This window comes from Streptomyces sp. NPDC057438 (genome assembly GCF_042802995.1).
In the GTDB taxonomy this organism is placed as follows: Bacteria; Actinomycetota; Actinomycetes; order Streptomycetales; family Streptomycetaceae; genus Streptomyces.
In genome coordinates, this window is record NZ_JBHVDD010000028.1 from 12,525 (window position 1) to 39,221 (window position 26,697).

Genomic DNA, 26,697 nt, shown 5'->3' on the forward strand with positions numbered 1-26,697 from the left:
GGTGGATGCACGGGCCGGCGGCGCGGCGGGGCACAGGGCCGGAGGGCGCCCGGAAGGGGCGGGCGCGAGCGGGTGCGGGGGCGGGCGTCAGGGCCGGGGTGCCCCCTCCCGTGCGCGGGCGGTCGCGTCCGCCACCGCCGCCCGCGCGATGTTGCGGGCCATGCCGCCGAACACGACGGAGTGGAAGGGGGCCACGCTCCACCAGTACGCGTGACCGAGCAGCCCGTGGGGGTGGAACAGGGCCCGCTGACGGAACAGGGTGCGTCCCGTGCCGTCGGTGTCCGCGTGCATCTCCAGCCACGCCAGGCCCGGCAGCCGCATCTCCGCCCGCAGCCGCAGCAGCCGTCCCGGCTCGATCTCCTCGACCCGCCAGAAGTCCAGCGAGTCGCCCACCCGCAGGTGGGCGGCGTCCCGGCGGCCGCGGCGCAGGCCCACCCCGCCCGCGAGCCGGTCCAGCCAGCCGCGCACGGCCCAGGCGAGGGGGAAGGAGTACCAGCCGTTGTCGCCGCCGATACCTTCGATGACCCGCCACAGGGACGCGCGCGGGGCGTCCACGCACAGCTCGCGGTGGTCGGTGTAGAGGCTGCCTCCCGCCCAGTCGGGGTCGGTGGGCAGCGGGTCGCTGGGCGCGCCGGGCAGGGAGGCGGACGACCAGCGGGTGGCGACCTTGGCCTCGCGCACCCGCCGCAGGGCGAGCCGTACCGCCTCGTCGAAGCCGACCGGGTGACCGGGCGGATCCGGCACGAACCGCGCGATGTCGTGCTCGCGGCAGACCACCTCGTGCCGCAGCGACTCGGTGAGCGGCCGGGCGATCGACGCCGGTACCGGCGTCACCAGCCCGACCCAGTGGCTGGACAGCCCCGGGGAGAGAATCGGCACCGGCAGGATGAGCCGGTGCGGCAGCCCGGCGACGACGGCGTACCGCCGCATCATCTCGCGGTACGTCAGCACGTCCGGCCCGCCGATGTCGAAGGTCCGGCTGACGTCGTCCGGCAGTCGGGCCGAACCGACGAGCGCCCGCAGCACGTCCCGGACGGCGACGGGCTGGATGCGGGTGTGCACCCAGCTGGGGGTGACCATCACCGGCAGCCGCTCGGTGAGATAGCGCAGCATCTCGAAGGAGGCCGAACCCGAGCCGATGACGACCGCCGCCCGCAGCACCGCCGTGGGCACCCCGGAATCCAGCAGGATCCGGCCGACCTCGGCGCGCGAGCGCAGATGAGGCGACAGTTCCCGCTCCGGCACGCCGTACGGTGTGAGCCCGCCCAGGTACACCAGCCGGCGCACCCCGGCCGCCCGGGCGTGCTCCCCGAAGATCCGTGCCGCCCGCCGGTCCGTCTCCTCGAAGTCCGTGCCGGTCCCCAGCGCGTGCACCAGGTAGTAGCCGATGTCGACGCCCCGCATCGCCCGCGCCACGGACTCCGCGTCGGTGACGTCGCCGCGGACCACCTCGACGGAGCCGGCCCACGGATGGTCGCGCAGCCGTTCCGGCGAGCGAGCCAGACAGCGCACCCGCAGGCCCGCCTCCAGCAGCTCCGGGACGAGCCGCCCGCCGATGTACCCGGTCGCGCCGGTCACCAGGCAGAGCGGTCCGCTGTCGCGTACGTCTCCCGTCATGGGTTCCTCGGTTCCTCGCGTCGGCGTCCCCCCTCGCCATCCCTTCCACCGCGAGAGCGGTCCCGGATGCGCCGGAGGGGTACCGCCGCGCGTTCGGGTGATCGGTACGACGGCTACGCTGACCGCGTGGCCACAGTGAACGACCCCGGGCGCCGGGCGGGCGAGGACGGGTCCGGAGGCCCGGCGGCAGCGACCGATCTGCACGCCTTCGCCGTCGCGCTGCGCCGGATGAACGGTGAGATCAACCGGCTGGTGCACGCGTTCGCGGGCGACCACGGACTGCACGCGACGGACGTCCAGGCCCTCGCGGCGATCCTGGACGCGGACGCCCCCATGACCCCGAAGCGCCTGCGCGAACACCTCGGACTCACCTCCGGCGCCGTCACCGCCTGTGTGGACCGGCTGGAGCGCGCCGGACACGTCCGCCGGGTCCGGGAGAGCGCCGACCGCCGGGTGGTCCACCTGTACTACGCGGCCGACGCGCGCGCGGCCGCCCGTACCTACTTCCGGCCGCTCGCGGAGGCGACCGACGCCGCCCGCGCGCGGTTCACCGGGGACGAGCTGGGTGTGGTGCTGCGCTTCCTCGCCGCGATGAACGAGGAACTGGGCGCGAGCGCCGACCGGGCACGCTGACCGCGCACTTCGGGCGGAGCGGCCGGGGTGCATCCAGGGGCCGGGTGCGGGCGGAAGAAGCGGTGATGTCTATGATCGCCGCCGACAAACAAGTTCAATCATTGAGATTGTTTTTCATTGAGACAGTGCTTGAGACAGTGAGATCCGTCCGCCCCTGAGCCTGGAGCACCATGCCCACCACCCCCCGACGCGCCCGCCGGCTCGTTCCCCTCCTGCTGATCGCCGTCTGGCTCGTCGTCGGAGGAGTCCTCGGCCCCTACGCCGGACGTCTCGGCGAGGTCGCCACCAACGACCAGGCCGCGTTCCTTCCGCGCAGCGCCGAATCCACCGAGGTCATAGCCGCCCAACGGGCCTTCCGTCAGAACGAGACGCTCGTGGCGGTCGTCGTCTGGACGGGGGAGAGCCTCGCCGGCCGGCGCGCCGCGGCCGACCGTGCCCTCGCCTCCCTCGACGGCACCCCCGGCGTGGCGGGACAGGTCTCGCCCGCCCTGCTGTCCGAGGACCGCGAGGCGCTCCGCGGGGTCGTCCCGTTGCGACCCGACCTCGGCGACGCCCTGCCCGGCACCCTGGACCGCGTACGGGCCGTCGCCGAACAGGTCCCCGGCACCACCGTCCAACTCGCGGGCCCCGCCGCGAGCCAGGCGGACCTCTCCGACGCCTTCGCCGGGATCGACGGCCTGCTGCTCGCCGTCGCGCTCCTCACCGTCCTGGTGATCCTGCTCCTCGTCTACCGCAGCGTCCTGCTCCCGCTGGTGATCATCCTGGGCGCGGTGTTCGCCCTCGGCCTCGCCTGCGCGGTCGTGTACGCGCTCGCCGACCAGGGCGTCGTTCGCGTCGACGGGCAGGTCCAGGGCATCCTGTCGATCCTCGTCATCGGCGCCGCCACCGACTACGCCCTCCTGCTCACCGCCCGCTTCCGCGAGGAACTGGGCGCGCACGCCGACCCCTTCGCGGCCATGCGGGCCGCGCTGCGCCAGTCCTGGGGCGCCATCGTGGCCAGCGCCGCGACCGTCGCCCTGGGCCTGCTCGCCCTGCTGCTCAGCGACCTCACCAACAACCGTGCGCTCGGGCCGGTGGGCGCCATCGGCATCGGCTGCGCGGTCCTCGCCACGCTCACGTTCCTGCCCGCAGTCCTCGTCGCGCTCGGCCGCGCCGCCTACTGGCCAGCCCGGCCCGGCGGCCCGTCGGCCGCCCCGAGCAAGGGTGAGGGCGTGTGGCGGCGCGTCGCGGACCTCGTCGACCGGGCGCCGCGCCGGGTGTGGGCGCTGACCCTGGCCCTCCTGCTCGCCGGGGCCGCCTTCGCGCCCACGCTCACCTCCAAGGGCGTGCCCCTGGACGAGACCTTCGTCAACGACGCGCCCTCCGTCGCCGCGCAGCAGACCCTCGGCGAGCACTTCCCCGGCGGCTCGGGCAATCCCGCCGTCGTCGTCGCGGACGCGGACCGGCTGGAGCGGGTGCTCGCCGCGGCCCGGGACACCGACGGCGTCGCGACGGCGGACGCCGTCGACTGGACCGGGCGGCCCGGCGGCGAGCCCCTGGTGGTCGACGGACGCGTACGGGTCGACGTCACCCTGGATGCCGCCGCCGACAGCGACGCAGCGAAGCGGACGGTTGCCCGTCTGCGGTCCGCCCTGCACGCCGTGCCCGGCGCCGACGCCCTCGTCGGCGGCTACAGCGCACAGCAGTACGACACCCTGCGCACCGCCGAACGCGACCGCACACTGATCGTCCCCGTCGTCCTCGTTCTCATCCTGCTCATCCTGACGGGCCTGTTGCGCTCCCTGCTGCTGCCCGTCCTGCTGGTGGCCACCGTCGCCCTGAACTTCCTCGCCACGCTGGGCGTCTCCGCGCTCGTCTTCCGGCACGTCCTCGGGTTCACCGGCACCGACCCGTCCGTGCCGCTCTACGGGTTCGTCTTCCTGGTCGCGCTGGGCGTCGACTACAACATCTTCCTGATGTCCCGGGTCCGCGAGGAGTCACTGCGGCACGGCGCACGCCAGGGTGTGCTGCGCGGCCTGGTCAGCACGGGCGGGGTGATCACCTCGGCCGGCGTGGTGCTCGCCGCGACGTTCGCCGCGCTGGGCGTCATCCCGCTCGCCTTTCTCGCGCAGATCGCCTTCATCGTGGCCTTCGGGGTCCTCCTCGACACCCTCGTGGTGCGTTCGCTCCTGGTGCCGGCACTGGTCCGGGACCTCGGCGAGCGCGCCTGGTGGCCGGGGACCCTACGTTCCGGCGGGACGGGGGCCCGCGGCGAGCGGTGACGGACGCCCGATGGCCGACAGCCGGTGACGGACATCCGAGGGTGGAGGCCGAAGACCTATGGCCGGCGACTGATGACCGGCGACCACGCGGTGCCCGGGGCGGAAGCGGCCCGGGCACCCCGTGGTCGCCGGTCGTGCCTCGGTTCGGTCCGTTCCGTTCGCCCGGGCGCGCAATATCGCGCCCAATTCCCCACCCGTGCAAGGGATTCCCCGCCGCCCGATGTGAAATGCGACGGTCCGCGATACGAGACCCGATCACGGCCCTGGTCGGCAGCCACGACGAGGTCGCCGCCCGGGTCGAGGAGTACCCCGCCCTCGGCATCGACGAGTTCGTGCTCTCCGGCTCCCCGCACCTGGAGGAGGTGTGCTGGTTCGGCGAGAACGTCCTCCCCCGCCTCGCCGCCCGGGGCCTGTGGCAGCACCCCTTCGCCCGGCCGTCGGCCGCCCCGGCGCAGGTGCCGTTCGCGAGCCGGCCGGCGTAGGCCGCGAACGTCACACCGCGCGTTCCATGCACACCAGTCGCTCCCGCGCGTCCCACGACTCGGTGATGTGGAAGCCGAGGCGCTCGTACAGGGCGATGGCGCCGGTCCGCCACGCCCACACCGACAGCCGTATCGTTTCCGCTCCCCGGTCGGCGGCGTGGGCGAGCGCGGCGTCGAGCAGAGCGGAGGCGACGCCCCGGCCCCGGAACGCCGGGTCCGTCCAGAGCCTCTTGATCTCCGCGCGCCCGTCGGCGGGGGCAGTGACCACCACGCAGCCCATCGCGGTGTCTTCGCCCAGGGCCAGCAGCACGACGTCGTCGGCGAACGCGGACCCCGGGTCGGAGATCTCGGCCCGGTAGCGGTCCGGCAGCTCCGCCGCATCGGCGACGGGGGCTCCCTTCTCGGCCTCCGTCCGCAGGTGGTAGGCCGTCAGCAACGGGGCCGGGCCGCCGCCGGTGGAGGCCGTCCGGCTCGGCCACCGGACGACATGGACATCGCGCTGATCAGTCATGACGCCAGCATCGCAGGCCACCGGCCGGGCCGTGCACGAGCCCCCGGCGCCCCGGTCAGTACGGGGCCGACAGGGCGCCGAGGTGAGCCCGGCGCACCTCGTCGGTCTGGCCCTGGACGAGCAGGAACAGGGCCTCGCGGGCCAGACGCTGCGCCCGGCTGTCCAGGTCGAGGGCCCGTCCGCCACCGGCGACGACCGCGGCGGTCGTCGCCGTGCGCATCAGGTCGAACGCCTTGGTCTTCAGGGCGAGCCGCTCCTCCATGTGCTCGTGCGGCGCGGGATGGTCGGCGAGGGCGTACGCCTGCCGCCGTACCTTGTCCACCCGCAGCCGCAGCCCCTTGGTCCTGGGATCCTCCTGGTCCAGCAGGGCGAGGGCGGACTCGGCGACCCCGAACACCGCCGGCGATGCGTTGGTGGGCTTGGGGCGGTCGCTCGCGGCCCAGGACTCGTAGGGGGCGTGCAGGGCCACGGCGTCGTCGGGGATCCACAGCCCGTCGAGGTGGAGCGAGACCGTACGGGCCGCGGTGAGCGCCGCGAGCCGCATGGGCGCGGAGGCCTTGAGCCCGGACTGCTCCCTGGCCTCGGTGAAGGCGAACACCACCTCGTCCGCGTCCGTCACCCCGGCCAGCAGCATCACGTCGTTGAGCCCCCACCCGGTGTACCAGGGCACCGTGCCGTGGAACAGCCAGCCACCGCGCTTGGGGACCGCCCGGACCGGGACCTGCGGATATCTGCGCAGATGGGCGTACGCGACGCCGGACAGCAGGTCACCGGTGGCCAGCTTCCCCAGCAGGTGTTCACGAGCGGGGAGTTCACTCTTCGCCAGGGTCAGCACGGGCGTGTGGTGCTGGGTCTGCACGAACCATGTCGAGCAGCAGGCCCCGGCCAGGATCTCGGCGGTCTCCCGCGCCACGGAGTTCGGGGCCCCCGACCCGCCGTACGCCACCGGCGCACTCACTCCGAGCAGCCCCGACCGCTTGATCGCCTCGACACTGCTCGCGGGCACTCCCTCCTGGTCGACGCGCTCCGCCCGAGGCGCGAGCACCTCGGCGGCGATGCGGCGCGCCTGGACGACGAGGGGGTGCGGTGACGTGGTCATGGGGTGATTCTCCCCGGCAACAGCCCCGGAGATCACATCTTCGGGGCCGGAGGATCACCGCATTCCCCACCCGTCCTCCTGGTCGACGCGGGGAAGATGATCCACGCGACACGATATTACTTGACTTAGGCAAGCACCTGCTGGGGTGGCCGCATGCCCACCCCGCGGCCCGCCGCGGCGGCCACCGTCGCGGACGTGACCGAGATCGAGCGACTTCTCACCCGCATCGCGCATCTGTCCGGCCGGGCGCGCCGGCACGGGCCGCGCCTCCCTGTCCATCCTGCGGCACATCGCCGAGAGCGAGCCGTCACGCCCGGGGGTGCTCGCGGTGCGGCTGTCCGTGGAGCCCTCGCATGTCACGCGGCAGGTGAGGCAGCTGGAGGATGCGGGCTACATGCGGCGCTTCCCCCACCCGGACGACCGCCGGGCGCAACGCGTCCGGATCACCGATACCGGGCTCGCGGCCTTCGAGCGTGTCAGGGAGGCCGGCCGCCGGGGCGTCGGGACGGCGCTGAGCGAGTGGTCGACGGAGGGCGGCGACTTCTCGCCCGCCTCTTCGGCCGGCCGGCGACTTCGTCGCACACGCGGAGACGGCGTTGGTCCCTCGCCCCGTCGCCCCGTCGCCCCTCACTCCGCCGACTGACGACACGCGCGGCGGCCTCGCGGGCTCGACGGGCGGCTCCAAGCAGCCCCACTGCGGACACGCGCGGCACCTGACCAGGCCTCAGACGAGTTGACTGGTCTACACCCTTGACTGGTACAGACCAGCGCGGTTGAGTGTGCCCCACACCCCCCACCACGGCCGCGCCCACGCGTGACCGGTCCCTCCGGCGCGTGCGCGCGAGGTCCGTCCCCGCCGTTCCTCCGGGCTCTCGCCCGGGTGCGGCCGTGCTCCACGAAGGAGTTGGTCCCGTGTCGAGGCGCCGTATCTCCGCCGTACTGACCGCCCTGGTCATCGGCGGTTCCACCCCGCTGTTGCTGCCCGCCCAGAGCGCGTCCGCGGCCCCCTGTTCCAGTTACGCGAACTGGGTGGCCGGCAAGTCCTACGTCACCGGCAACATCGTGCGCTACACCGACGGCAGGGCGTACGTGGCCGAGCATGACAATCCGGGCTACGACCCCACCATCAGCACCTGGTACTGGGAGCCGTACGCCTGTGAGAACGGGCCGGGCAACCCCTCCGGGTTCGTGGTGAGCGAGGCGCAGTTCCACCAGATGTTCCCGAACCGGAACTCGTTCTACTCGTACAGCGGGCTGCGGGCGGCCATGAGCGCCTTCCCGGCCTTCGCGACCACCGGCAGTGACACCGTCAAGAAGCAGGAGGCCGCCGCCTTCCTCGCCAACGTCAACCACGAGACGGGCGGGCTCGTCCACATCGTCGAGCAGAACACCGCCAACTACCCCACGTACTGCGACTGGAGCCAGTCCTACGGCTGCCCGGCCGGACAGGCGGCCTACTACGGGCGCGGTCCCATCCAGCTCAGCTGGAACTTCAACTACAAGGCGGCGGGGGACGCGCTCGGCCTGAACCTCCTGGGCAACCCCTGGCTCGTGCAGAACGACTCGGCCGTCGCCTGGAAGACGGCGCTGTGGTACTGGAACACCCAGCGGGGCCCCGGCTCGATGACCGGCCACAACGCGATGGTCACCCGTGCGGGCTTCGGCCACACGATCCGCAGCATCAACGGCTCGCTGGAGTGCGACGGCAAGAACCCGGCGCAGGTGCAGAGCAGGGTGAGCGCGTACCAGCGGTTCGTCCAGATCCTCGGCACCTCGGCGGGCGGCAACCTCTACTGCTGACGCCTCTGAGGTGCCTCACGTGTGTCATGTACCTGACTATCGGCGGGGCCCGACCGCGCACGGCCGGGCCCCGCGCCGTGCGCGCCGACGGCGCACCGACCCGGGCGTCTCCTTCCGGTAGTTCGGCCAGAACCTGGTCCGGGAGGTGAGGTTCAGGTTCCGGGACGTGGCAGCCGCCGGGCCCGGAAGCAGCCTGACCCTGGCCCGGGCGACAGGCTTCGGGGAACCACCGTCACCGGGCCGACGACGTGTCGGGTGCAGGGCTCCGGTCAGACGAGGTTGATCGTGAAACGCCTCGTGCCCGGAGCGATCGTGTCGGCGTGGACGGAGCCGCGAGCCCGGTCGTATTTCCCGGTTCCGCCGGTGATCCCGTTGTCGAACGAGGGGGGAGGGCCCGGGTTGAGGATGCCGAAGACCATTCCCTGCACGGAGAGTTGGCCACCCGGGAGGGTGTAGGTCACGACACACACCTCGGCTCCGCCGTTGTCGACCCGAGTGGTGTCGCAGGTGCCGCCCGTCTCCCCGACCTGGTTGCCCTTCTCGTCGAAAAGGGTCGAGCGGAAGACGGTCCGATCGCCCTGAGCAGGGCTGCCGCCGGGGTTCACGGGGAAGCGCGTCTGTTGCGCGAGACGGCCGATGAGTGTGATGACCTTGCCCTTTCCTCCGAGGTGGGCCACATCCGTGTCGGTCGCGGCGGCACCCGCGACGGGGGCGCAGGCGAGAAGGGTGACCAGCGCGGTGGCCGTGCCGAGGCAGGTTGTGCTGAGGGGGCGCATCGTGGGGCTCCTGAGGTTGACGATCATGGATGATCCGGTGTCGCATTCATAACCTCAGCCCTGCCGCGCCCAGCGTGACCGTCGGAAGATCCGACCGATCGGACGAGCATGGGCCGCGGGACGGCTCGACCTTGCTCACCGATTGCACCGGCGCCCTTCGCGACGCGGAGCAGCCGCACGGCCGCCGCCCGCCGACTCCGGCCTCGCCCGAGGTCGTTGTGGTCATCGCTGCCGGCGCCCCGTGCGTGCAGGCAGGAGCCGGGAGGCGGGGGGGGTGGGGGGTGGGCCGAGGTGCTGCCGGTGGGTGCGCCGGTCGGAAGAACGGACCGAGTCGGGTTCGCTGTCCCGTTCGGCAACCCTGCGCATCTCCCGTGCCGACCCCGGCCCCGTACGCCCCCCCACCCCCACCATGCTCGGCACGGGAGATCCGGACCGGCTAACCGATAACATCGGCGCCGGTGTCGTCCGGCTCGTACGGCGGCGGGACCCTGCCCGCCGAAGCCCGACCCCCTGACTCCGGGCACGGCGTCGGGGCAAAGCGGCATCAACGGGTTCATATAGGCTGCCTGTTCGTCCCTGCCGTTCGTCACCACCCGGGAGAGTCACCGTGAGCGTAGCCACCGCCCACTCCGCATCGGCCGTACCGCCCGCCGACGAGACGCCCGCCGCTCAGGAGGCCGCCGAGGCGGCCCCCGCGCGGGACGAGGGCTTCTGGGTCGAGCCCGTCGCGGCCGGGGCGCAGGCCGCCGGGGACGCGTCCGGGGCCGGGGTCGTACCGGCGCAGCCGTCCGGCGCTCAGACCTCCGACGGCGACACGGCCATCCACGCCGTGGACGAGCAGGTCGCCCGTGACGCCCGGGAGTTCGGGGTGTACGCGCGCACCGGCGGCTGGGCGTTCGCGCTGAAGGTGGCGCGCAGCGTGCGGCCCGGCGGGGAGACGGCGGGTGAGACGGCGAAGGTGTCGGCGAAGCGGTTCGCCGAGCTGGCCGGGTGCTCGCCGGAGCGGGTCATGCGCTACTACAAGGCGTGGGACCGGGCGGCCGACGACGGCATGGTCCCGCACTTCGAGGCGCTCGCCCCCGGCGAGGAGATCGACCTCCCCGACTCCGACGTCTGGCTGACGTACTACAGCTCCCGGTCGAGCGCGACCTCCGACCGGGGCGCCACCATCACGGCGGCGGCCGAGGCCGAGGGCATCCGCCCGACCAAGGCGCTGGAGGTCGCCGAGAACCCCACCGCGCTGCGCGCCGCGATCCTCGCCGACCCGTCCACCGCACAGGCGGCCCGCACCGCGCTCCTGGACCGTCTGAAGGAGGACCCCTCCCTCCAGACGGAACTGGCCCGCGACATCGCCCGCACCGACGAGCTGAAGAAGGCCGTCGCGAACGAGACCCAGGCGGCCACCCGTATCGGGTACGTCCGGCAGATCGTCGAGAACGGCCAGGTCAAGACCCCGGCCGGCCAGGTGATCGACGCCACCGCCGAGCTGCGCGCCGAGGCCGAGCGGCATCTGTCCCTCATCGACGAGCTGGACGACGACGAGGACACCGGCGAGTGGGCGTCGGAGGCCTACGACACCGTCAAGGAACTCGTGGTGCAGACCGTCGAGGCGGACCCCGAGCTGCGGGTCCAGGAGCGCCGGACGAAGTTCTACAGCAGCCTCCAGAAGGCGACGAAGGTCTTCGAGGAGCTGACCCTCGACGACGCCGTCGACCTCGACGCCATCTACGAGGACGACATGCTCCAGCGCCTGGAGGACCTCCAGCAGGCCCTGAACACCTGCATCGCCGCGCTGCGCAAGGCGTCGCCGGGCGAGTGACCCCGGGCTCCGGCCCATCAGAGCGGCGAGGCCCCCTGCGCGGCAGGGGGCCTCGGTCGTACCGCCGGGAGCCTGCTCACCGGAACCACGTGACATCCCTCACGCGACCAGGGCGAAATGCTATTTGCCGTCCCGTGCGTGTTACGTATAACCTCCCGGGAACCCCGAGCGGCCGACGGACCGCCGACCCACGATCCCGCGCGATCTTCCCGCGGTCCGCGCCCCACCCGAAAGGCCCCGATGAGACGACGCATCGCCCTGGTCACCCTCGTGGTCGACGACTACGACGCGGCGATCCGCTTCTACACGGAGGCGCTCGGGTTCCGGCTCGCCGAGGACGAGTCGAGGCCCGGCGGCGGCCGCTGGGTCGTCGTCGAACCGGGAGGCGACGGGCCGGGCGGCGGACTGCTGCTCGCGAAGGCCGGGAACGAGGCCCAGCGGGCCCGGATCGGCGACCAGACCGGCGGACGCGTGGGCTTCTTCCTGCACACCGACGACTTCGCCCGCGACCACGCCCGGATGCGGGCCGCGGGCGTCACGTTCCTGGAGGAACCGCGCCACGAGCCCTACGGCTCGGTCGCCGTCTTCGAGGACCTGTACGGCAACCGCTGGGACCTCCTCCAGCCCGCCGCCGACTGAACGGGCCGCTCACCGGGCCGCGCCCGCCGCCGACCGAGCACCTCGGTCACCCGCTCCGACCCATCACCGCACCACCTGCCGAGGAACGAACGCCATGACCGAGCCCCGCATCGACGCCGACACCATCCGCCGCCTCCCCAAGGCCGTCCTGCACGACCACCTCGACGGCGGCCTGCGCCCCGCCACCCTCGTGGAGCTCGCGGCCGAGGTCGGCCACACCCTCCCCCAGACCGATCCCGAGGCCCTCGCCGCCTGGTTCTACGAGGCCGCCAACTCCGGTGACCTGGTGCGCTACATAGCCACCTTCGAGCACACCCTCGCGGTGCTGCAGACCCGAGAGGGACTGCTGCGCACCGCCGAGGAATACGTGCTCGACCTGGCCGCCGACGGTGTCGTCTACGGCGAGGTGCGCTACGCCCCCGAGCTCAACACGGCCGGCGGGCTCACCATGAGCGAGGTCGTCGAGACCGTCCAGGAGGGTCTGGCCGCCGGTATGGCCAAGGCCGCGGCCCAGGGCACGCCGGTGCGCGTCGGCACGATCCTGTGCGGGATGCGCATGTTCGACCGGGTCCGCGAGACCGCCGACCTGGCGGTGGTCTTCCGGGACGCCGGCGTCGTCGGCTTCGACATCGCGGGCGCCGAGGACGGCTTCCCGCCCGCCGACCACCTGGCCGCCTTCGAGCACCTGCGCCGCGAGAGCGTCCCCTTCACCATCCACGCCGGCGAGGCCCACGGCCTGCCCAGCATCCACCAGGCCCTCCAGGTCTGCGGCGCCCAGCGCATCGGCCACGGCGTCCGCATCACCGAGGACATCGTCGACGGGAAGCTCGGCCGCCTCGCCTCCTGGGTCCGCGACCGCCGGATCGCCCTGGAGATGTGCCCGACCTCCAACCTCCAGACCGGGTGCGCCACCTCGATCGCCGAGCACCCGATCACGGAGCTGAAGGACCTCGGCTTCCGCGTCACCCTCAACACCGACAACCGTCTGGTCTCGGGCACCACCATGACCCGGGAGATGACCCTGCTCGTCGAGGACGCCGGCTGGACCCTCGACGACCTGCGCACGGTCACCGTCAACGCCCTCAAGAGCGCCTTCATCCCGTTCGACGAGCGCAACGCCCTCATCGAGAACGTCGTCCTGCCCGGCTACGCCGCTTCCTGATCGTCCCGGCGGTGACCCGGGCGGTCCGCTAGCGGTCCTCGCGCAGCACCAGTCCTCGTACGTACGCCGCCTGGCCGACATGCTGAAGGTCGTCGGCCAGGACACTGACCAGCCGTACGCCGAGGGTGACGGCCGGCGTCCACCGCTCGTCCACGACCCGGTCGAGGGCGTCGGCATCGACGCCGCGCACGAACTCCCCCGTCTGTTCGTGCACGGCGTCGAAGTATCCGGTGAGCAGGTCGCCCGAGTCGACCCGTACCCGCCCGACCTGCTCCGGGCTGTGCCCGTACCCCGTGTCCCGGGCCGGCAGGGCCAGCCCGAAACGCTTCTCCCAGCCCTGGGACGGCCAGACCTGTTCGCGTCCGGCGGCGTCGGCCACATGGTCGTCCTGGATCCGGGTGAGATGCCACACCAGCCAGGCGACCGAGTTGGCGCCGGGGGCGGGCCGGGCGTGGAGCGCTGCCGGGGAGAGTCCGTCCACGACCGCGTGGACCTCCTCCTTGATCCGGCCGAACGCGTCGATGAGAACGTCCTTCACATCCATACGTCCACCATCGGGCATCCGGCGCCGACCCGCACCGCCCTCACGTTCGGGTGCCGTGTCGGTGACCTGCCACCGGACGGGGACGTTCTGGGCGCGCAGGACGCCGTCCGCGTGGGTGCGTGCCGGTCAGTAGAGCTTGTTGACGGCGGTGGTGGTCGTCTTCTTGAACGCCTTGACCGGCGCGTCCTTGAAGCCGCCCATCTGGCCCCAGTCCACGACGGTGACCGTCCGGCCGTCCCGGCCCACCGACAGGAGCCGGATGTCCATGGCTCCCCAGGACGTGACACTGGCGACGCCGTGGACACGGGCGCCCTCCTCGACGGGCAGTGTCCCGAGATCCCGGTAGTCGACCTCGACGTCCGGGTCGGAGGACTCGCTCACGCAGTCCCGGAAGTCCTTGTTCAGCCGTGCGGCGAGTGCCTTGGCCTTGCTGTTGCTGCCGGTGACGACGACGACCTGCCGGGCGCTGGTCTCCAGGTCCGTCCGGAAGGAGCGGTGGTTGACGTCGTACGCCAGGAACGCGTCGCCCAGGCAGTACTGCAGCTCCTCGGGGACGCCGTCCTCGATCCTGCCCGCCGTCCAGGAGGACGAGGGGTGCGGCGGGAGCTGGGACGCCGACAGGTACTTCGGTGCGCTGCTCGCCTTCGCCGCGGCAGCCGGCACGGCGCCGGCGGCGAGGGCGGAGCCCGCGGTGAGACCCGCGACGAGGAGTGCGGTGAGCGTGTTCGCTCGGGTGCGCTTGGGCATGGGTGTCCCCCGTGAACATGTACCTCGACAGGTACGTGGATGAGTGTGTGGTGCCGTCGCGCCGTCGGCCGGATGGTCCGTCCGGCCCTGGTCGGGGCGACACCAAGAGCATCGGCCGTCCCGGGGTGAGGGCGCAACGGCCAAGGTCCGATCCGCGCCCCTGGAACCATCCCAGCCCCTCTGACGTGCACATACAGGGAGTGCCTGGGATACCGTCCCGGGCCGGTGAGGACACGGGGGAACAGTGTCGGCAGCAGGGGACGACGTCCAGCGGTTCGCGGCGTCGCTCACGCGACTCAAGGAACGCACGGACCGCAGCTACGGGCAGCTGGCCCGGCGCCTCAACATGAACACCTCGACGCTGCACCGTTACTGCGCGGGCGGCACGGTGCCGCTCGACTTCGCACCCGTCGAGCGCTTCGCCGTGCTCTGCGGGGCGACGGGGGAGGAGCGGCTGGAACTCCACCGCCTGTGGCTGTCGGCGATGGCGGCACGCCAGCGGGTGCGAGGGGCCGGGGCAGAGGCGGCCGGGGCGGGAAGCGCGGAGCCGGAGCCGGGCGCGCCCGGACCGGCGGCGGCCGGTACAGGTGCCGACTCGTCGGCCCCGGGACCGGACACGTCGACCGGGGGATCGGGCACGCCGACCGCGGCCGCGGGGCCGGCCGAAGGCACGGGAGGGCCGGTCGCGGCCACCGGGCGGGCCCGCGCGGCCGGCCCGAGCGCTCCCGCCGGGTTGTCGGAGGCCACCGGGGCGCCCGCATCCGCCGGGTCCTCCGACGCTGCCGGTTCGTCCCCGTCAGCCGGCTCATCCTCATCGGCCGGAGCCGCCGGAGCCGCCGGAGCATCCGGACGACCTGCCCGGTCCTCCGACGCCGGTGATCCGGCCGCTTCCGCCGAGGCAGGCGCGCGCGAGTCCCTCCCGCCGGACCTGCTCTCGGCCCCGGCGCCCGCCCGGCGCGCCTGGCACCGTCGCCGCCGTACGCTCGTCAGCGCGGCCGTCGTCGCGGTGCTGCTCGCCACCCTGGGCGGCATCGCCGCACTGCCGTCCGGGCGGCCCCCGGCGGACACCGCCGCCCCGGGCGAGGTCCGGGCGCCCTCCCGTACGACCGCGGGTGCCCAGCGCCCGTCGGCCGCGCCCACGAGTCCGTCCCCCTCGCCGGACGCCACCAGCACCCCCTCGGACACGGCCTCGCCCACGCCCGGCGAACCCCGGAGCAAGGCCACGAAGGGCGGTGCGGCCGACGAGCCGCGGTCCCGGGCCACCGGTGTGCCGATCACCTGGACGGCGAACTCACAGATCTGGAACCTCGGCTGCGGGCACGACTACGTCATCGCCAAGCCGCCCAAGGAGGTGCCCCCGCCCCCGCCGCCGCAGGACGCGGGCGCCTGGGCGGCGACCCAGGGCGCCGTGCACGGGCGGAACACGATCGTGGAGGTCACGGTGCACGGCCGCACGTCCGCCGCCGTCGTCCTGACGGCGCTGCGGGTGCGTGTCGTCGGACGCACGGCACCCGCCGCGGGCAACGCCTACGCGATGGACCAGGGCTGCGGAGGACGGGTCACCCCCTCGTACTTCGACGTCGACCTGGACAAGAACCGGCCGATCGCCCGCCCGGTCGACGGCGCCGACCTGGACACCCCGATCCCGGCCGTGCGTTTTCCGTACAGCGTGGCGGCCGGGGACCCGGCGGTCCTGAGCGTCAGCGCCGACACCGAGAGCTGCGACTGCCAGTGGTACCTGGAGCTGGAGTGGTCCTCCGAGGGCCGCACCGGCACGGTCCGGATCGACGACGGCGGCCGCCCGTTCCGCACGACCGGGATCAAGGGCCTGCCGCGCTACTCGTACGCCACCGAGAGCCACCGGTGGACGCCCTTCACGGAGTGATCCGGCCCCGGCCGGCCGGCGGGTCGAGGAGGTCCATCAGGGCCCGGGCCGCCGGACTCGTGGCCTGCGGGGGAGGAAGCAGGGCCACCGTCTCGTACACGGTCTCGCCGGTGTCCTTGACGGGGAGGGCGACGAGCGAGTCGCGCTTGTGCCGGAAGTGGCGCGGGACGACGGCGACGCCGAGGTCCTCGTCGACGAGGTCGAGGAGGCTGTGCACGTCGTTGACCTCCAGGGCGACGGACCGGCGGACACCCGCCGCCGCGAACACCGAGTCGGTGGTGCGGCGCGGGCCCCAGTCCGGGTGGAAGTCGACGAAGACCTCGCCGCCCAGCTCCTGCGGGGTCACGGCGGCGCCGGCGGTCGCGAGACGGTGACCGGGGTGGCACAGCACGGTCATCGGCTCGCTGGACAGCGGGACGACCCGGAGCTGGTCGGTGTCCTCCTGCGCGGTCCGCACGGCGAACGCCAGGTCCAGGCGTCCGCTCGCCACCTCCTCCGCGAGCGCGCCCGAGCCCGCCTGCCGCAGACAGATCTCCACATCGGGGTGCAGCCGCCGGAACGAGGCCAGCAGCCCCGCCACGTGCAGCCCGGCCAGACACTGCTCGGACCCGAGCGCGAGCATGCCGCGCAGCACACCCTGTACGGCGGCCACCGCCTCCCGGGCCGACCGCACCTGCGCGAGGATCCGCTCCGCCTCGGTCAGCAGGGCCCGCCCGGCGGGAGTGAGTGTCACCCGGCGGGTGGTCCGTACGAACAGCGGCGTCTGCAGCTCGCGCTCCAGGGCCCGAACGGAGGCGGACAGACCGGACTGGGAGACGAGCAGCCGTTCGGCGGCCCGGGTGAAGTGCTCCTCCTCGGCGACCGCGACGAAATGCTGGAGGTGGCGGAGTTCCATGACTGAGAAGCGTAGGTGCTGAATCCCATCGGATTCTTCTGTTGGACCAATGCCCCCAGGTCGCGAAAGAGTGGACACCGGTTCTCAGGGACCCCGGTCCTCCCGTGCCAACCTCTGGAGTCGCGTTGTACACCGCACACCCCGACCGCTACGCGGACATGCCCTACCGGCGCACCGGACGCAGCGGTCTGAAGCTTCCCGCGCTCTCGCTCGGCCTGTGGCACAACTTCGGCCCCGACCGTTCCGTCGAGACGCAGCGCGCGATCCTGCGCCGCGCCTTCGACCTGGGCGTCACCCACTTCGACCTGGCCAACAACTACGGTCCGCCCCCCGGCTCCGCCGAGTCCGCTCTCGGCGAGGCCCTGAAGGCCGACTTCGCCCCGTACCGCGACGAGCTGGTCATCTCCACCAAGGCGGGCTATCTGATGTGGCCCGGCCCGTACGGTGAGTGGGGTTCCCGCAAGTACGTGCTCTCCTCGCTGGACCAGAGCCTGAAGCGCATGGGCCTGGACCACGTCGACATCTTCTACTCGCACCGCCCCGACCCGGAGACTCCGCTGGAGGAGACGATGGGCGCGCTGCACTCGGCGGTCCAGCAGGGCAAGGCGCTGTACGTCGGCGTCTCGAACTACTCGGCCGAGCAGACCCGGGAGGCCGCCCGCATCCTGGGCGAGCTGGGCACCCCGCTCCTCATCCACCAGCCGCGGTACTCGATGCTCGACCGGCGCCCGGAGACCGAGGGCCTGCTCGACGCGCTCGACGAGCTGCAGGTCGGCTCCATCGTCTTCTCCCCGCTGGAGCAGGGCCTGCTGACCTCCCGCTACCTCGACGGCATCCCGGAGGGTTCCCGCGCGGCGAGCGACAGCCCGTTCCTTCGGTCCGACGCCGTCACCGAGGACCTGGTGGGCAGGCTGCGCGCGCTGGACGAGGTCGCCAAGTCCCGTGGCCAGACGCTCGCCCAGCTCGCCCTGGCCTGGACGCTGCGCGGCGGCCGGGTCACCTCCGCCCTCGTCGGCGCGAGCAGCGCCCGGCAGATCGAGGACAGTGTCGGAGCCATCGCCAACCTCGACTTCGAGGCGGACGAACTGGCCCGCATCGACGCGATCATCGAGGGCAAGGGCTGACCGCCTGATCCCGGTCAGCGGTCGATCCGCTCCTCCAGCCGGACGGTCACCGACTGACCCGCCTCCTTCCCGATCGCCCTGCGCACCTCGGCCTTGACGGGCAGCTTGTGGGTGCCGTCGCCGAGGGCCATGAAGGAGCTGCGGAAGGGGTGCCCGTCGATGGTGCCGCGGACCTTGACCAGACCGCGGGTGCCGAAGAAGGCGGCGGAGCGGGGCCATACGAGGTAGGTCCAGCCGCCTTCGGCGGGGCTCCTGCGCAGCTCCGCCGTGAACTGCTCGTCGAGCGTGCTCATGATGTCGTCCTCCGCTTCCGGTGGTCCGCTACGAACAGGAGACCTCCGGGAGCGGGAGAACTCATCGCCGGGCGGTGGACCCGCTCCCGCGACGCCGCCGAAATCCGTCGGACGAGCCCTACGCCGCCGGCACCCGGTCCAGGAAGCCGTACACGCTCCGGATGCGGTCCTGCGCGTCGAGCGTGATCACGTCGAACCCGGCGACCGGGGCGCCGCCGCCCGACTCGTCCACCAGCTCCCAGGCGAAGCGGGCGGTGTCGTGGTGTCCGTCCACAGCCGTGGTCAGGTGGAAGGCGAGGCCGGGGAACTGTTTCCGGGCCGCCGTGATCAGGGCGGCGATCTCCTCGTGGCCGCGCACGTCGGCCAGCGGATCGGTGTAGCCGCCGTCGGCGGCCCAGGCGGCGGCGACGGCTTCGGCCCGCTCGTCCTCACCGGGCGCGTTCCACGCCTCGAAGTAGCGGGCGACGGCGGTCGCGTAGCGGTCTCGGCGCTCTTGATTCGTGGGCATGATCGTTGAACCCTCCATCGGGCAGATGCGTAGAAGACGGGGACCGGATCCGGAACCGTCCGCGGTGTCCTCGTGATCCGGCACCGCACACGATGCCCGCACCCGCCCAGGGCGTCGATTACCTCGGAGGTCATCCCGAGGAAGGCCCGGTCACAGGGCCTGACGCGTCGTTTCGGCCACTCGCGTGCCCGCATATGCCAGGAGACTGGCTGAATTGGCATGGTGACAGAGTGTCAGCCGTGGCGATACTCGACTGACAGGGCGATTGAGTCATGAACGAACGCGCACCCGTGCGCGTCCATCGCGTCACTGTGCGTGACTTTCGGGTCGCCGGATGTGTACGACCAGCAAATCTGTGAGGCGAGAGCAAGTCCGCGCGGCGAGGAGGCCGGGCGGGACGGCGGTGCGATCGGGGGAGCGAAGCGTGCACGACGAATTCCTGTGCCATGTCACCGCGTACGGATGGTGCGACGGCCGGCGCGTCGGCGTGCCCCTCGGGACCTATCGCGCCCCGACGCTTGCGCTGGCCCTGTGGTGGATGCGCGACCGCGCGTTATGGATCGCCGAACGCCTCGACCCGTACCCCGAGAACCCCAACTTCCCCCCGAACGCGGTCGTTCCGGTCGCCGACACCGTGCCGGACGTGCCGGCCCTGCTGCGTGCCTGGTCCACCGACGAAGCGCAACAGGGCCTGGTGGCCGACGAGCTGGCCGCCGGAAACCTGGTCCGCATCGCCACCAACGACGACACCACGGAGTACGAGCTGCTCGCGGAGTCCGTCGACGCCGTCCGTATGCAGCGCATCGCCCAGCGCATCGCCGCGCCCGCCGCCTGACCTCCCGGGAGGGCTCCGCCCCGGCGACCACACTCCCGGGCCGCCCTCGCCGGTCCAGGCGGTCTCGCCGGAGCGACCGGGCACAAAACCGGGTGAATCGGTAGAATTTTCCGTATGGCAGAGCGGTCCCTCGCACCGACCGCGCCCGAACTCGTGCTGGAAACCGAGTCGGGCTCCACGGTGATGACTCCGAGCCACGCGTACCACGTGGGGCGCGACCCGCTCAGCGACGTCGTCCTCGACGACGACCGGGTCTCCTGGCACCACGCCGTTCTGCGGGCCGAGGCCGGCCACTGGACGATCGAGGACGAGCACAGCACCAACGGCACCTACGCCGACGGCCACCGCATCCACGAGTGGGACGTCGGCCCCGGCACCGTCATCCACTTCGGAAGCCTCCCCGACGGCCCCCGGGCGGTGCTCACCGGCCTCGCCCCCGAGCGCCCCTCCGGCATCTTCCACCCCGCCTCCACCGGCACGTTCCGCCGGCCCACCAGCGTCCGCCCGCTGCCCGAGCGGACCGTCCGGATCGGCCGCGCCGCCGACAACGACCTGGTCATCGACGACCTCGTCGTCTCCCGCCGGCACGCGGAACTGCGAGCGCGGCCGGAGGGCACCTACGAGATCGTCGACCTCGGCAGCCACAACGGCACCTTCCTCAACGGCACCCCCGTCGATCGCGCACCGGTCACGGCCGGTGACATCATCGGCATCGGGCACTCCGCGTTCTGCCTGGTCGGCGACCAGTTGCAGGAGTACGTCGACACCGGCGAGGTCTCCCTCGATGTCCAGGAACTCACCGTCGCCGTCGACCGGGGCCGCAAGACGCTGCTGGACGAGGTCTCGTTTCCGGTCGGCGAGAAATGCCTCCTCGCCGTCGTCGGCCCCAGCGGCGCCGGCAAGTCCACCCTCCTCAACGCCCTGACCGGGCAACGCCCCGCCGACAGCGGCACGGTCCTCTACGACGGCCGCGACCTCTACCGCGACTACGCCGAACTGCGCCAGCGCATCGGCCTCGTCCCGCAGGACGACATCCTGCACGCGCAACTGACCGTCCGCCGGGCCCTCTCCTACGCCGCCGAACTCCGCTTCCCCCAGGACACCGCGAAGGCCGAGCGGCAGGCCAGGGTCGACGAGGTGATCCGCGAACTGGGCCTGGAACAGCGGGCCGGCCAGCCCATCCACAGCCTCTCCGGCGGCCAGCGCAAACGGGTCAGCGTCGCCCTGGAACTGCTGACCAAGCCCTCCCTGCTGTTCCTGGACGAACCGACCTCAGGACTCGACCCGGGCATGGACCGCTCGGTGATGCACATGCTGCGCGGCCTCGCCGACGACGGCCGCACCGTCATCGTCGTCACCCACAGCGTCCTCAGCCTCGACGTCTGCGACCGCCTCCTCGTCCTCGCGCCCGGCGGCAAGGTCGCCTACTACGGACCGCCGGACGACACCCTCGCCTTCTTCGGGTTCGCCCAGTGGCCGGAGGCCTTCGAAGCGTTCGAACGGGACCGGGAGCGGGACTGGGCGGGGGAGTACCGCGACTCGCCGTTCCGACAGCGGTACGTCACCGCCTCCATGGGCCGCCCGTACCTGCCCGAGGATCCCCAGCCGATCGCCGTGGCATCGCCGCCCAAACCGCAGAGCTGGGGCGCCCAACTGGGCACACTGGTGCGCCGGTACGCGGCCGCGCTCGGCGCCGACCGGACCTTCCTCGCCATCATGATCGCGCTGCCGTTCGTGATGGGCGCGATGGCCAGGGCGCTCGCCGGGAGCGAACTGGACCGCGAGACCGCCATGAACGCGCTGCTCATCCTGTGTGTGGGCGGGGTGCTGACGGGTGCGGCGAACGCCGTGCGCGAACTGGTCAAGGAACGGGTGATCTACCGGCGCGAACGGGCCGTCGGCCTGTCCAGATCCGCCTACCTGATGTCCAAGGTCGTCGTCCTCGGCACGATCACCGTCCTCCAGGCGGTCGTCCTCACCCTGGTCGCCCTGCTCGGCGTCGACCTGGGCGCCCCGGGCGGGGAAGGGGTGCTGATGCCGCCCCTGGTCGAGATCACGTGCGCCGTGGCGCTCCTCGCCTTCACCGCGATGATGCTCGGCCTGGTGGTCTCCGCGCTGGTGCGCAAGGAGGAGGTCACCATGCCGCTGCTGGTGCTCCTCGCGATCGTCCAGGTGGTGTTCTGCGGCGCCCTGCTGGACGTCAGGGGCACCATCGTCCTCGAACAGCTGGCGTGGCTGGTGCCGTCGCGGTGGGCGTTCGCCGCGATGGCCGGCACGATCGACCTGGAGGAGATCGTCCCGGACACCTCGGACCCGCTGTTCGCGCACTCGGCGGGCGTGTGGCTGCTCGACATGGGGATGCTCGTCGTCCTGTCCCTGCTCTGCGGCTGGCTCGTCGCCCGGCTGCTGCGGCGCCGTGAGCCCGCGGTGATGCGGAAGTAGCCGCGATGACGACCCCCGGTTTCCTCCCCACCCATGTCGTCCCGCCGGGCGGACTGCCCGCCTGGGAGCTTCCCGACCCCTCCCGGCCCACCGTGGCCCTCGACGCGCTGCTGCCCGTCCAGCTCCTGGAGCGGCGCGGCGACTGGGGGCACGCCCTGTGCGCCAACGGCTGGTCCGCGTGGGTCGACGCCCGTCTCCTCGTCGCCGTACCCCGGGACCCGCCCGCGGCCGGCGCGGACGACGCCCGCACCGCCGACCCGCGTCCGCTGCTGGCCCGGGCCGAGGAGGCCCTGACGCGCTACCGCACCGAGGCGGAGGCGCTGGCCGCGGGGCACCGCGACGGCGAGTCCTTCCACGACCGCACGAAGGGTCTGCGGATCGGGGTGGTCGTCGACGGCGAGTCTCTGTGGCTGTTCGACGCCGCGCACGAGCGGTGGGTGTACTGCGACGGGACCCGACTGAGCGCCTTCGCCGTCGGGGACGCCCCGCGCGCGACCCCGGCCGCCCCACGCCTCCCGCCCGCCACCGCCCCGGCCCCAGAAGCGACGCGCGTCGTGGCGGAACCCGGCCCCGAACCGGAGCGGGACCGTACGGCCGACCGTCCGCCGTCCGGTCACCGGCCGGCGGACCACGGGCCGCGCGATCACGAACCCACCCGCCTGGTCCCGCCGGTGACCCGCGATGAGTGAGACACAGCCGTACGCGGGGCGCCCCTCCGAGCTGGTCGGACGGCAGATCGCGGGCTACCGCATCGAACGCGAGATCGGCCGGGGCGGTATGGCCGTCGTCTACCAGGCCCTGGACCTGCGCCTGGAACGGACGGTCGCGCTCAAGCTGCTGGCCCCGGAACTGGCCCGCAACGACACCTTCCGGCGGCGCTTCACGCACGAGTCACGGGTGGCCGCCGCGATCGATCACCCGCACATCGTGCCGGTCTTCGAGGCGGGCGAGACGGACGGGGTCCTCTACATCGCCATGCGGTACGTCGCGGGCAGCGATCTGCGGCACCTCCTGGACCGGGAGGGCCCCCTGCCGGTCCGGGCCGCCACCCGGATCGCCACCCAGGTCGCCTCCGCGCTCGACGCGGCGCACGACCACGGTCTGGTGCACCGGGACGTGAAGCCCGGCAACATCCTCGTCGCGCAGGGCACCGACAGCGACCACCCCGAGCACGTCTACCTCACCGACTTCGGCCTGACGAAGAAGTCCCTGTCCCTGACCGGCTTCACCAGCGTGGGCCAGTTCGTGGGCACCCTCGACTACGTGGCCCCGGAGCAGATCTCCGGCAAGCCCGTCGACGGCCGCTGCGACGTCTACAGCCTCGCCTGCGTCGTCCACGAGACGCTCGCCGGCCGGCCGCCCTTCCAGCGGGACGACGACATGGCCCTGTTGTGGGCCCATCAGTACGACGAGCCGCCCCCGCTGACCGCCGGGCGCCCCGATCTGCCGCCGGCCGTCGACACGGTGCTGGCGACGGCGCTGGCCAAGTCCCCGGACGACCGGTACGACTCCTGTCTGTCCTTCGTGGCCGCGCTCAGGGCCGCCGACGTCGCCGGCGGCCACCCGCAGGGGCCGATGCCGGCGAGGGTGTCCACGCCGAAGGCGTCCGGGCCGCCCGAGGCCCCGCCGGACCCGCCGCCCTGGGCCGCACCCGTCTTCATCCGGTCCGGTCCTCACCCCGGCTGACATCGAGTCGGCCGACGCGGGCCACGTTCTCCCGGTCGTCGGCGTCCTGGCCGTCCTCGGCGGCGAACCAGGAGTCGAGGATCTCCTTGAGCAGCGGCCCGGAGGTCAGCCGCAGCCCGATCGCCAGGACGTTGGCGTGGTTCCAGCGGCGGGCACCGTCGGCCGTGTACGCGTCCCCGCACAGGGCGGCCCGTACCCCGGGCACCTTGTTCGCGGCGATCGACGCGCCGGTGCCCGTCCAGCAGCACACGACGGCCTGGTCCGCCCTCCCGGCGGCGACATCGCGTGCCGCCGCCTCCGAGCAGACCGCCCACCGGGGGTCGTCGCCCTCGCGCAGCGCGCCGTGGGTCAGCACCTCGTGCCCCCGGCCGCGCAGCTCCGCGAGGAGGAGGCGGGCGACGGGCTCGTCCATGTCCGAGGAGACGGAGATCCGCATGCCCCCGAGGCTACCCGGCGAGCTGACCGACGCCCGCGGCCCCACGTTCACCCTGGTCTTGGGCTCCCTGGTCATCGGCGCGGGTCACGCCTCTCGCGCTCGTGCTGACGGGCTCAGCCGGGGGGCTGATCGTCGCCCTCGGTGGCGCTGTCCGAATCCGCCTCCGCCGACAGCTGGTCCTCCTCGTCGTCGGCGGACCACCCGGCTGCATGGGCGGCGGGCCAGGGCCGGGTGCCGACGGCGGCCGGGGCCCGTGCGGTGGGCGTGGCCGGGGGAGGAGACCGCCGGGATCCGCGCGCGTCCGGAAACCCTGAACCCAAATGCGTAACCTATGGGTTACGCTTTTGGGGTGGACGACCTCAGCGAGGTGGCCGAGGCCATCGCCGATCCGGTGCGCCGGGAGATCCTGCTCCTGCTGCGGCACAGCCCGCTGACGGCGGGCGAGATCGCGGGCCGGTTCCCCATCAGCCGGCCCGCGGTGAGCCGCCACTTGCGCGTACTGCGTGAGGCCGGACTGGCCCGGGACGAGCAGATCGGACGCCACCGCCGGTACTCGCTCGTGCCGACCCGGCTGGCCCACCTCGCCACCTGGCTCGCCCTGTTCGACGCCCGCCGGCCCGGCTGGTCGCAGCGCCTCGCGGCGCTGGAGACCGAGGTCCACCGGACCCGCAGGGACCGGAAGCGGGCCGAGCCCGACACCCCCTCACCCAGCGCGCCCCACCCCAGGGAGGACATCGCATGACCCCCGAACCCACCGGACAGCTCCTGTCCACGCCGTCTGGATACGACCTCGTCCTCACCCGTACCTACGCCGCCCCCGCGACCGACGTCTGGGCGAGCGTCACCGAGCCCGAGCGCACCGCGCGCTGGTTCGGCCCCTGGCGTGGCGAGGCCGCGCCGGGCCGCACCATCGAGGTGCGGTTGGCGTTCGAGGAGTCGGCCCCGTGGTGTCCGATGCGGATCGAGGCCTGTGAGCCGCCCCGGCGCCTGGCCGTCTCCATGGAGGACGAGGCGGGTTCCTGGTCGCTGGAGCTGCTGCTGGCCGAGACCGAGGGTGTCACCGAACTCCGGCTGGTCCACCATCTCGTCACCCCGGACGCCCTCGGCTCGACCGGCCCCGGCTGGGAGTACTACCTGGACATGCTCACCACCGCACGCGCGGGCGGGCCCCGGCCCGAGTTCGAGGACTACTACCCGGCACAGAAGGCGTACTACGAGTCCCTGGCCTGAGTCGTCATCCGGACCGCTGTTCCCGCGACGGGCGCGGCCGGACGGTGATCGACCACGGCCCGTCGGAACGGACGTGGATGAGGCAGGGACCGGTGAGGGTCGCTTCGCCCTCCCAGGGGCCCACGTGGTCGGCCAGTTGGCCGAGGTAGGCGGTGCCGTCCGGTTCGAAGGCGTCGACGAGGAAGTAGCCGCCGTCGTCGGACCGCGGATCGCCCTCGTAGCGCAGGACCGCGGTTCCGGGGCCCCCGGTGTGCCGCAGGACGTCGGAGGCGGGACGCCGGGTGTGTCCCCCGCAGGCGAGCACGCTCGTCACCGGGCTCACGTCGACCGTCCAGGGTCCGGCCGCCTGGATCCGCAGCGCCCGCACCGGCCGGTCGTCGGCGTTCACCAGGGCACGGCACGAGAAGGGCCCGCCGGTGTAGACGAGTTGGCTCTGGGAGTGCAGCCGCTCGTCCAGGGCGTCCACGGCGAAGTGCCCGGTGCCCGTGTGCGTGATGTCGAGGATGACCGGATCCGTCCCGGTGGTCAGCCGGGTGACCTGGCCGGTGTGGCCGCCGATCCGCTGGAGGGCCGGTTCGCCGGTGGTGAGCGGCGGGGGTGCCTGCCGCGGCGGTTCGTCGCTCTCGCCCGGCCCGGACGGCGGTGCCACGACGGCCCGTTGCCCGGCACGCTCGCGCTGAAACCACTTCATCGAGTGCCCCCTGACGACGTCTGGGCACAGTATTGGGCGTCCGGTCCCCGCCGTATACGACGAGGACCGCGTTCCAACGACCTTTGCGGCACGGGCGGTTGTGCCGCCGGTGCCGCACGCCGCGTCAGAACTCTTCCTCGCCCTCGACGAACGTCCGCACCACCTCGATCTCCCCGATGCGGGACACCTCCACCCGGCGCGGATCGTCGCCCAGCACCACGAGGTCGGCCCGCTTGCCGGGGGTGAGCGTGCCGGCGTCGGCCTCCCAGTGGCAGGCGTACGCCGCCTCGGTGGTGTACGCGCGCAGGGCCCCGGGGAGCAGCGTGGGGCCGTCCAGGTCCACCGTCCGCCGCGCGGGGAGCGCCGCCACGTCCTCGTCCAGGCCGACGATCCGCCCCTGCCAGATGCCCAGTTCCCGGGCGGCGGGCCGGTCCGGGTCCATCGTGATGACGCGGGCGTTGGTGATCCTGGTGCTGAGCACGGACAGGTCCTTCCGGTCGGGGCGGTCGCCCGATGTCTCTCGTGTCGGTGAACTGGCTTGATAATTCGGCCAGTTGAGGGGGCTGTGGGGTAGCGTCCCGG

Annotated in this window: 26 protein-coding genes and 2 pseudogenes; 16 read left to right on the forward strand and 12 right to left on the reverse strand. The window is 72.9% G+C overall.

The genetic code is table 11. The annotated features are described in order from the left end of the window. Positions 1–87: 87 nt before the first annotated feature. A complete protein-coding gene (locus ACFU5F_RS17730) occupies positions 88–1,617 on the reverse strand; it encodes an SDR family oxidoreductase (protein ID WP_383887833.1) in 1,530 nt (509 codons plus the stop codon). A gap of 126 nt (positions 1,618–1,743) precedes the next feature. On the opposite strand from ACFU5F_RS17730, the gene ACFU5F_RS17735 reads away from it, so the two are divergent. The 3 genes and pseudogenes from ACFU5F_RS17735 to ACFU5F_RS17745 all read left to right on the forward strand — a co-directional run. Further along, on the forward strand, positions 1,744–2,250 hold the full coding sequence (locus ACFU5F_RS17735; protein WP_383887835.1) for a MarR family winged helix-turn-helix transcriptional regulator: 507 nt from the start codon (positions 1,744–1,746) through the stop codon (positions 2,248–2,250). A gap of 170 nt (positions 2,251–2,420) precedes the next feature. Further along, positions 2,421–4,511, forward strand: a complete 2,091-nt coding sequence (locus tag ACFU5F_RS17740; RefSeq protein WP_383887837.1) for an MMPL family transporter — start codon at positions 2,421–2,423, stop codon at positions 4,509–4,511. A 257-nt stretch (positions 4,512–4,768) separates the two neighbouring features. Continuing rightward, a pseudogene (locus ACFU5F_RS17745) lies at positions 4,769–4,993 on the forward strand (alkanesulfonate monooxygenase); the annotation flags it as partial. A 10-nt stretch (positions 4,994–5,003) separates the two neighbouring features. Here ACFU5F_RS17745 and ACFU5F_RS17750 read toward each other — a convergent pair. Both ACFU5F_RS17750 and ACFU5F_RS17755 read right to left on the reverse strand, forming a co-directional pair. Next, entirely contained in the window at positions 5,004–5,504 is a 501-nt protein-coding gene (locus ACFU5F_RS17750) for a GNAT family N-acetyltransferase (protein ID WP_383887839.1), read from the reverse strand. Between the two features lie 55 nt (positions 5,505–5,559). Next, positions 5,560–6,603: an acyl-CoA dehydrogenase family protein gene (locus tag ACFU5F_RS17755; RefSeq protein WP_383887841.1), complete on the reverse strand. Its 1,044-nt coding sequence runs from the start codon at positions 6,601–6,603 to the stop codon at positions 5,560–5,562. A 289-nt stretch (positions 6,604–6,892) separates the two neighbouring features. Here ACFU5F_RS17755 and ACFU5F_RS17760 point away from each other — a divergent pair, with 289 nt between their 5' ends. Beyond that, positions 6,893–7,246, forward strand: a complete 354-nt coding sequence (locus tag ACFU5F_RS17760; RefSeq protein WP_383887943.1) for a MarR family transcriptional regulator — start codon at positions 6,893–6,895, stop codon at positions 7,244–7,246. A gap of 269 nt (positions 7,247–7,515) precedes the next feature. Beyond that, positions 7,516–8,403: a glycoside hydrolase family 19 protein gene (locus tag ACFU5F_RS17765; protein ID WP_383887843.1), complete on the forward strand. Its 888-nt coding sequence runs from the start codon at positions 7,516–7,518 to the stop codon at positions 8,401–8,403. Between the two features lie 269 nt (positions 8,404–8,672). On the opposite strand, the gene ACFU5F_RS17770 is transcribed toward ACFU5F_RS17765, so the two are convergent. Next, the gene (locus ACFU5F_RS17770; protein WP_383887845.1) at positions 8,673–9,179 is read right to left on the reverse strand and encodes a hypothetical protein; all 507 of its coding nucleotides are present in this window, start codon (positions 9,177–9,179) and stop codon (positions 8,673–8,675) included. Between the two features lie 607 nt (positions 9,180–9,786). On the opposite strand from ACFU5F_RS17770, the gene ACFU5F_RS17775 reads away from it, so the two are divergent. The 3 genes from ACFU5F_RS17775 (at position 9,787) to ACFU5F_RS17785 (ending at position 12,799) form a co-directional block, all read left to right on the forward strand. Further along, positions 9,787–10,998, forward strand: a complete 1,212-nt coding sequence (locus ACFU5F_RS17775; protein ID WP_383887847.1) for a hypothetical protein — start codon at positions 9,787–9,789, stop codon at positions 10,996–10,998. A 240-nt stretch (positions 10,999–11,238) separates the two neighbouring features. After that, the gene (locus tag ACFU5F_RS17780) at positions 11,239–11,637 is read left to right on the forward strand and encodes a VOC family protein (protein WP_383887849.1); all 399 of its coding nucleotides are present in this window, start codon (positions 11,239–11,241) and stop codon (positions 11,635–11,637) included. 94 nt (positions 11,638–11,731) lie between these two features. Next, positions 11,732–12,799, forward strand: a complete 1,068-nt coding sequence (locus tag ACFU5F_RS17785; RefSeq protein ID WP_383887851.1) for an adenosine deaminase — start codon at positions 11,732–11,734, stop codon at positions 12,797–12,799. 28 nt (positions 12,800–12,827) lie between these two features. Here the strand turns inward: ACFU5F_RS17785 and ACFU5F_RS17790 are convergent, their stop codons facing one another. Together ACFU5F_RS17790 and ACFU5F_RS17795 are read right to left on the reverse strand one after the other, a co-directional pair. Continuing rightward, a complete protein-coding gene (locus tag ACFU5F_RS17790; protein ID WP_383887853.1) occupies positions 12,828–13,343 on the reverse strand; it encodes a DinB family protein in 516 nt (171 codons plus the stop codon). A gap of 126 nt (positions 13,344–13,469) precedes the next feature. Then, positions 13,470–14,090, reverse strand: coding sequence for a hypothetical protein (locus ACFU5F_RS17795; protein ID WP_383887855.1), 621 nt, complete (start codon positions 14,088–14,090; stop codon positions 13,470–13,472). A 244-nt stretch (positions 14,091–14,334) separates the two neighbouring features. Between ACFU5F_RS17795 and ACFU5F_RS17800 the strand changes: the two genes are divergently transcribed. Further along, positions 14,335–15,975 carry a helix-turn-helix domain-containing protein gene (locus ACFU5F_RS17800; protein WP_383887857.1) on the forward strand — a complete coding sequence of 547 codons (1,641 nt, stop codon included), beginning with the start codon at positions 14,335–14,337 and terminating at the stop codon, positions 15,973–15,975. Here ACFU5F_RS17800 and ACFU5F_RS17805 read toward each other — a convergent pair. Further along, positions 15,965–16,870 carry a LysR family transcriptional regulator gene (locus tag ACFU5F_RS17805; protein ID WP_383887859.1) on the reverse strand — a complete coding sequence of 302 codons (906 nt, stop codon included), beginning with the start codon at positions 16,868–16,870 and terminating at the stop codon, positions 15,965–15,967. The two genes, ACFU5F_RS17800 and ACFU5F_RS17805, sit on opposite strands and share 11 nt — an antisense overlap. 125 nt (positions 16,871–16,995) lie before the next feature. Between ACFU5F_RS17805 and mgrA the strand changes: the two genes are divergently transcribed. After that, positions 16,996–17,994 (forward strand): L-glyceraldehyde 3-phosphate reductase, encoded by a 999-nt coding sequence (mgrA, locus tag ACFU5F_RS17810; protein WP_383887861.1) that lies wholly within the window; start codon positions 16,996–16,998, stop codon positions 17,992–17,994. Between the two features lie 14 nt (positions 17,995–18,008). On the opposite strand, the gene ACFU5F_RS17815 is transcribed toward mgrA, so the two are convergent. Next, a complete protein-coding gene (locus tag ACFU5F_RS17815) occupies positions 18,009–18,287 on the reverse strand; it encodes a DUF1905 domain-containing protein (RefSeq protein ID WP_013005916.1) in 279 nt (92 codons plus the stop codon). 118 nt (positions 18,288–18,405) lie between these two features. After that, complete coding sequence (locus ACFU5F_RS17820; RefSeq protein WP_383887863.1) at positions 18,406–18,795, reverse strand: nuclear transport factor 2 family protein; 390 nt, start codon at positions 18,793–18,795, stop codon at positions 18,406–18,408. Positions 18,796–19,219: 424 nt separating this feature from the next. Between ACFU5F_RS17820 and ACFU5F_RS17825 the strand changes: the two genes are divergently transcribed. The 4 genes from ACFU5F_RS17825 to ACFU5F_RS17840 all read left to right on the forward strand — a co-directional run bounded on the left by ACFU5F_RS17825 (position 19,220) and on the right by ACFU5F_RS17840 (position 23,758). After that, the gene (locus ACFU5F_RS17825; protein ID WP_383887865.1) at positions 19,220–19,630 is read left to right on the forward strand and encodes a hypothetical protein; all 411 of its coding nucleotides are present in this window, start codon (positions 19,220–19,222) and stop codon (positions 19,628–19,630) included. Positions 19,631–19,744: 114 nt separating this feature from the next. Continuing rightward, positions 19,745–22,072 carry an FHA domain-containing protein gene (locus ACFU5F_RS17830; protein ID WP_383887867.1) on the forward strand — a complete coding sequence of 776 codons (2,328 nt, stop codon included), beginning with the start codon at positions 19,745–19,747 and terminating at the stop codon, positions 22,070–22,072. Between the two features lie 5 nt (positions 22,073–22,077). Then, positions 22,078–22,761 carry a hypothetical protein gene (locus tag ACFU5F_RS17835; RefSeq protein ID WP_383887869.1) on the forward strand — a complete coding sequence of 228 codons (684 nt, stop codon included), beginning with the start codon at positions 22,078–22,080 and terminating at the stop codon, positions 22,759–22,761. After that, positions 22,754–23,758, forward strand: a complete 1,005-nt coding sequence (locus ACFU5F_RS17840; protein WP_383887871.1) for a serine/threonine-protein kinase — start codon at positions 22,754–22,756, stop codon at positions 23,756–23,758. Before ACFU5F_RS17835 ends, ACFU5F_RS17840 begins: the two co-directional genes overlap by 8 nt. On the opposite strand, the gene ACFU5F_RS17845 is transcribed toward ACFU5F_RS17840, so the two are convergent. Next, positions 23,730–24,194, reverse strand: a complete 465-nt coding sequence (locus ACFU5F_RS17845) for an RpiB/LacA/LacB family sugar-phosphate isomerase (protein ID WP_383887873.1) — start codon at positions 24,192–24,194, stop codon at positions 23,730–23,732. The two genes, ACFU5F_RS17840 and ACFU5F_RS17845, sit on opposite strands and share 29 nt — an antisense overlap. A gap of 349 nt (positions 24,195–24,543) precedes the next feature. Between ACFU5F_RS17845 and ACFU5F_RS17850 the strand changes: the two genes are divergently transcribed. Both ACFU5F_RS17850 and ACFU5F_RS17855 read left to right on the forward strand, forming a co-directional pair. After that, the gene (locus ACFU5F_RS17850) at positions 24,544–24,936 is read left to right on the forward strand and encodes an ArsR/SmtB family transcription factor (protein ID WP_383887875.1); all 393 of its coding nucleotides are present in this window, start codon (positions 24,544–24,546) and stop codon (positions 24,934–24,936) included. Beyond that, entirely contained in the window at positions 24,933–25,424 is a 492-nt protein-coding gene (locus ACFU5F_RS17855; RefSeq protein ID WP_383887877.1) for an SRPBCC family protein, read from the forward strand. The genes ACFU5F_RS17850 and ACFU5F_RS17855 overlap by 4 nt, the downstream gene beginning before the upstream one ends. Positions 25,425–25,428: 4 nt before the next feature. On the opposite strand, the gene ACFU5F_RS17860 is transcribed toward ACFU5F_RS17855, so the two are convergent. After that, complete coding sequence (locus ACFU5F_RS17860; RefSeq protein WP_383887879.1) at positions 25,429–26,115, reverse strand: hypothetical protein; 687 nt, start codon at positions 26,113–26,115, stop codon at positions 25,429–25,431. A gap of 124 nt (positions 26,116–26,239) precedes the next feature. Beyond that, positions 26,240–26,512, reverse strand: a pseudogene (locus ACFU5F_RS17865) (amidohydrolase family protein); the annotation flags it as partial. Between the last annotated feature and the right edge of the window lie 185 nt (positions 26,513–26,697).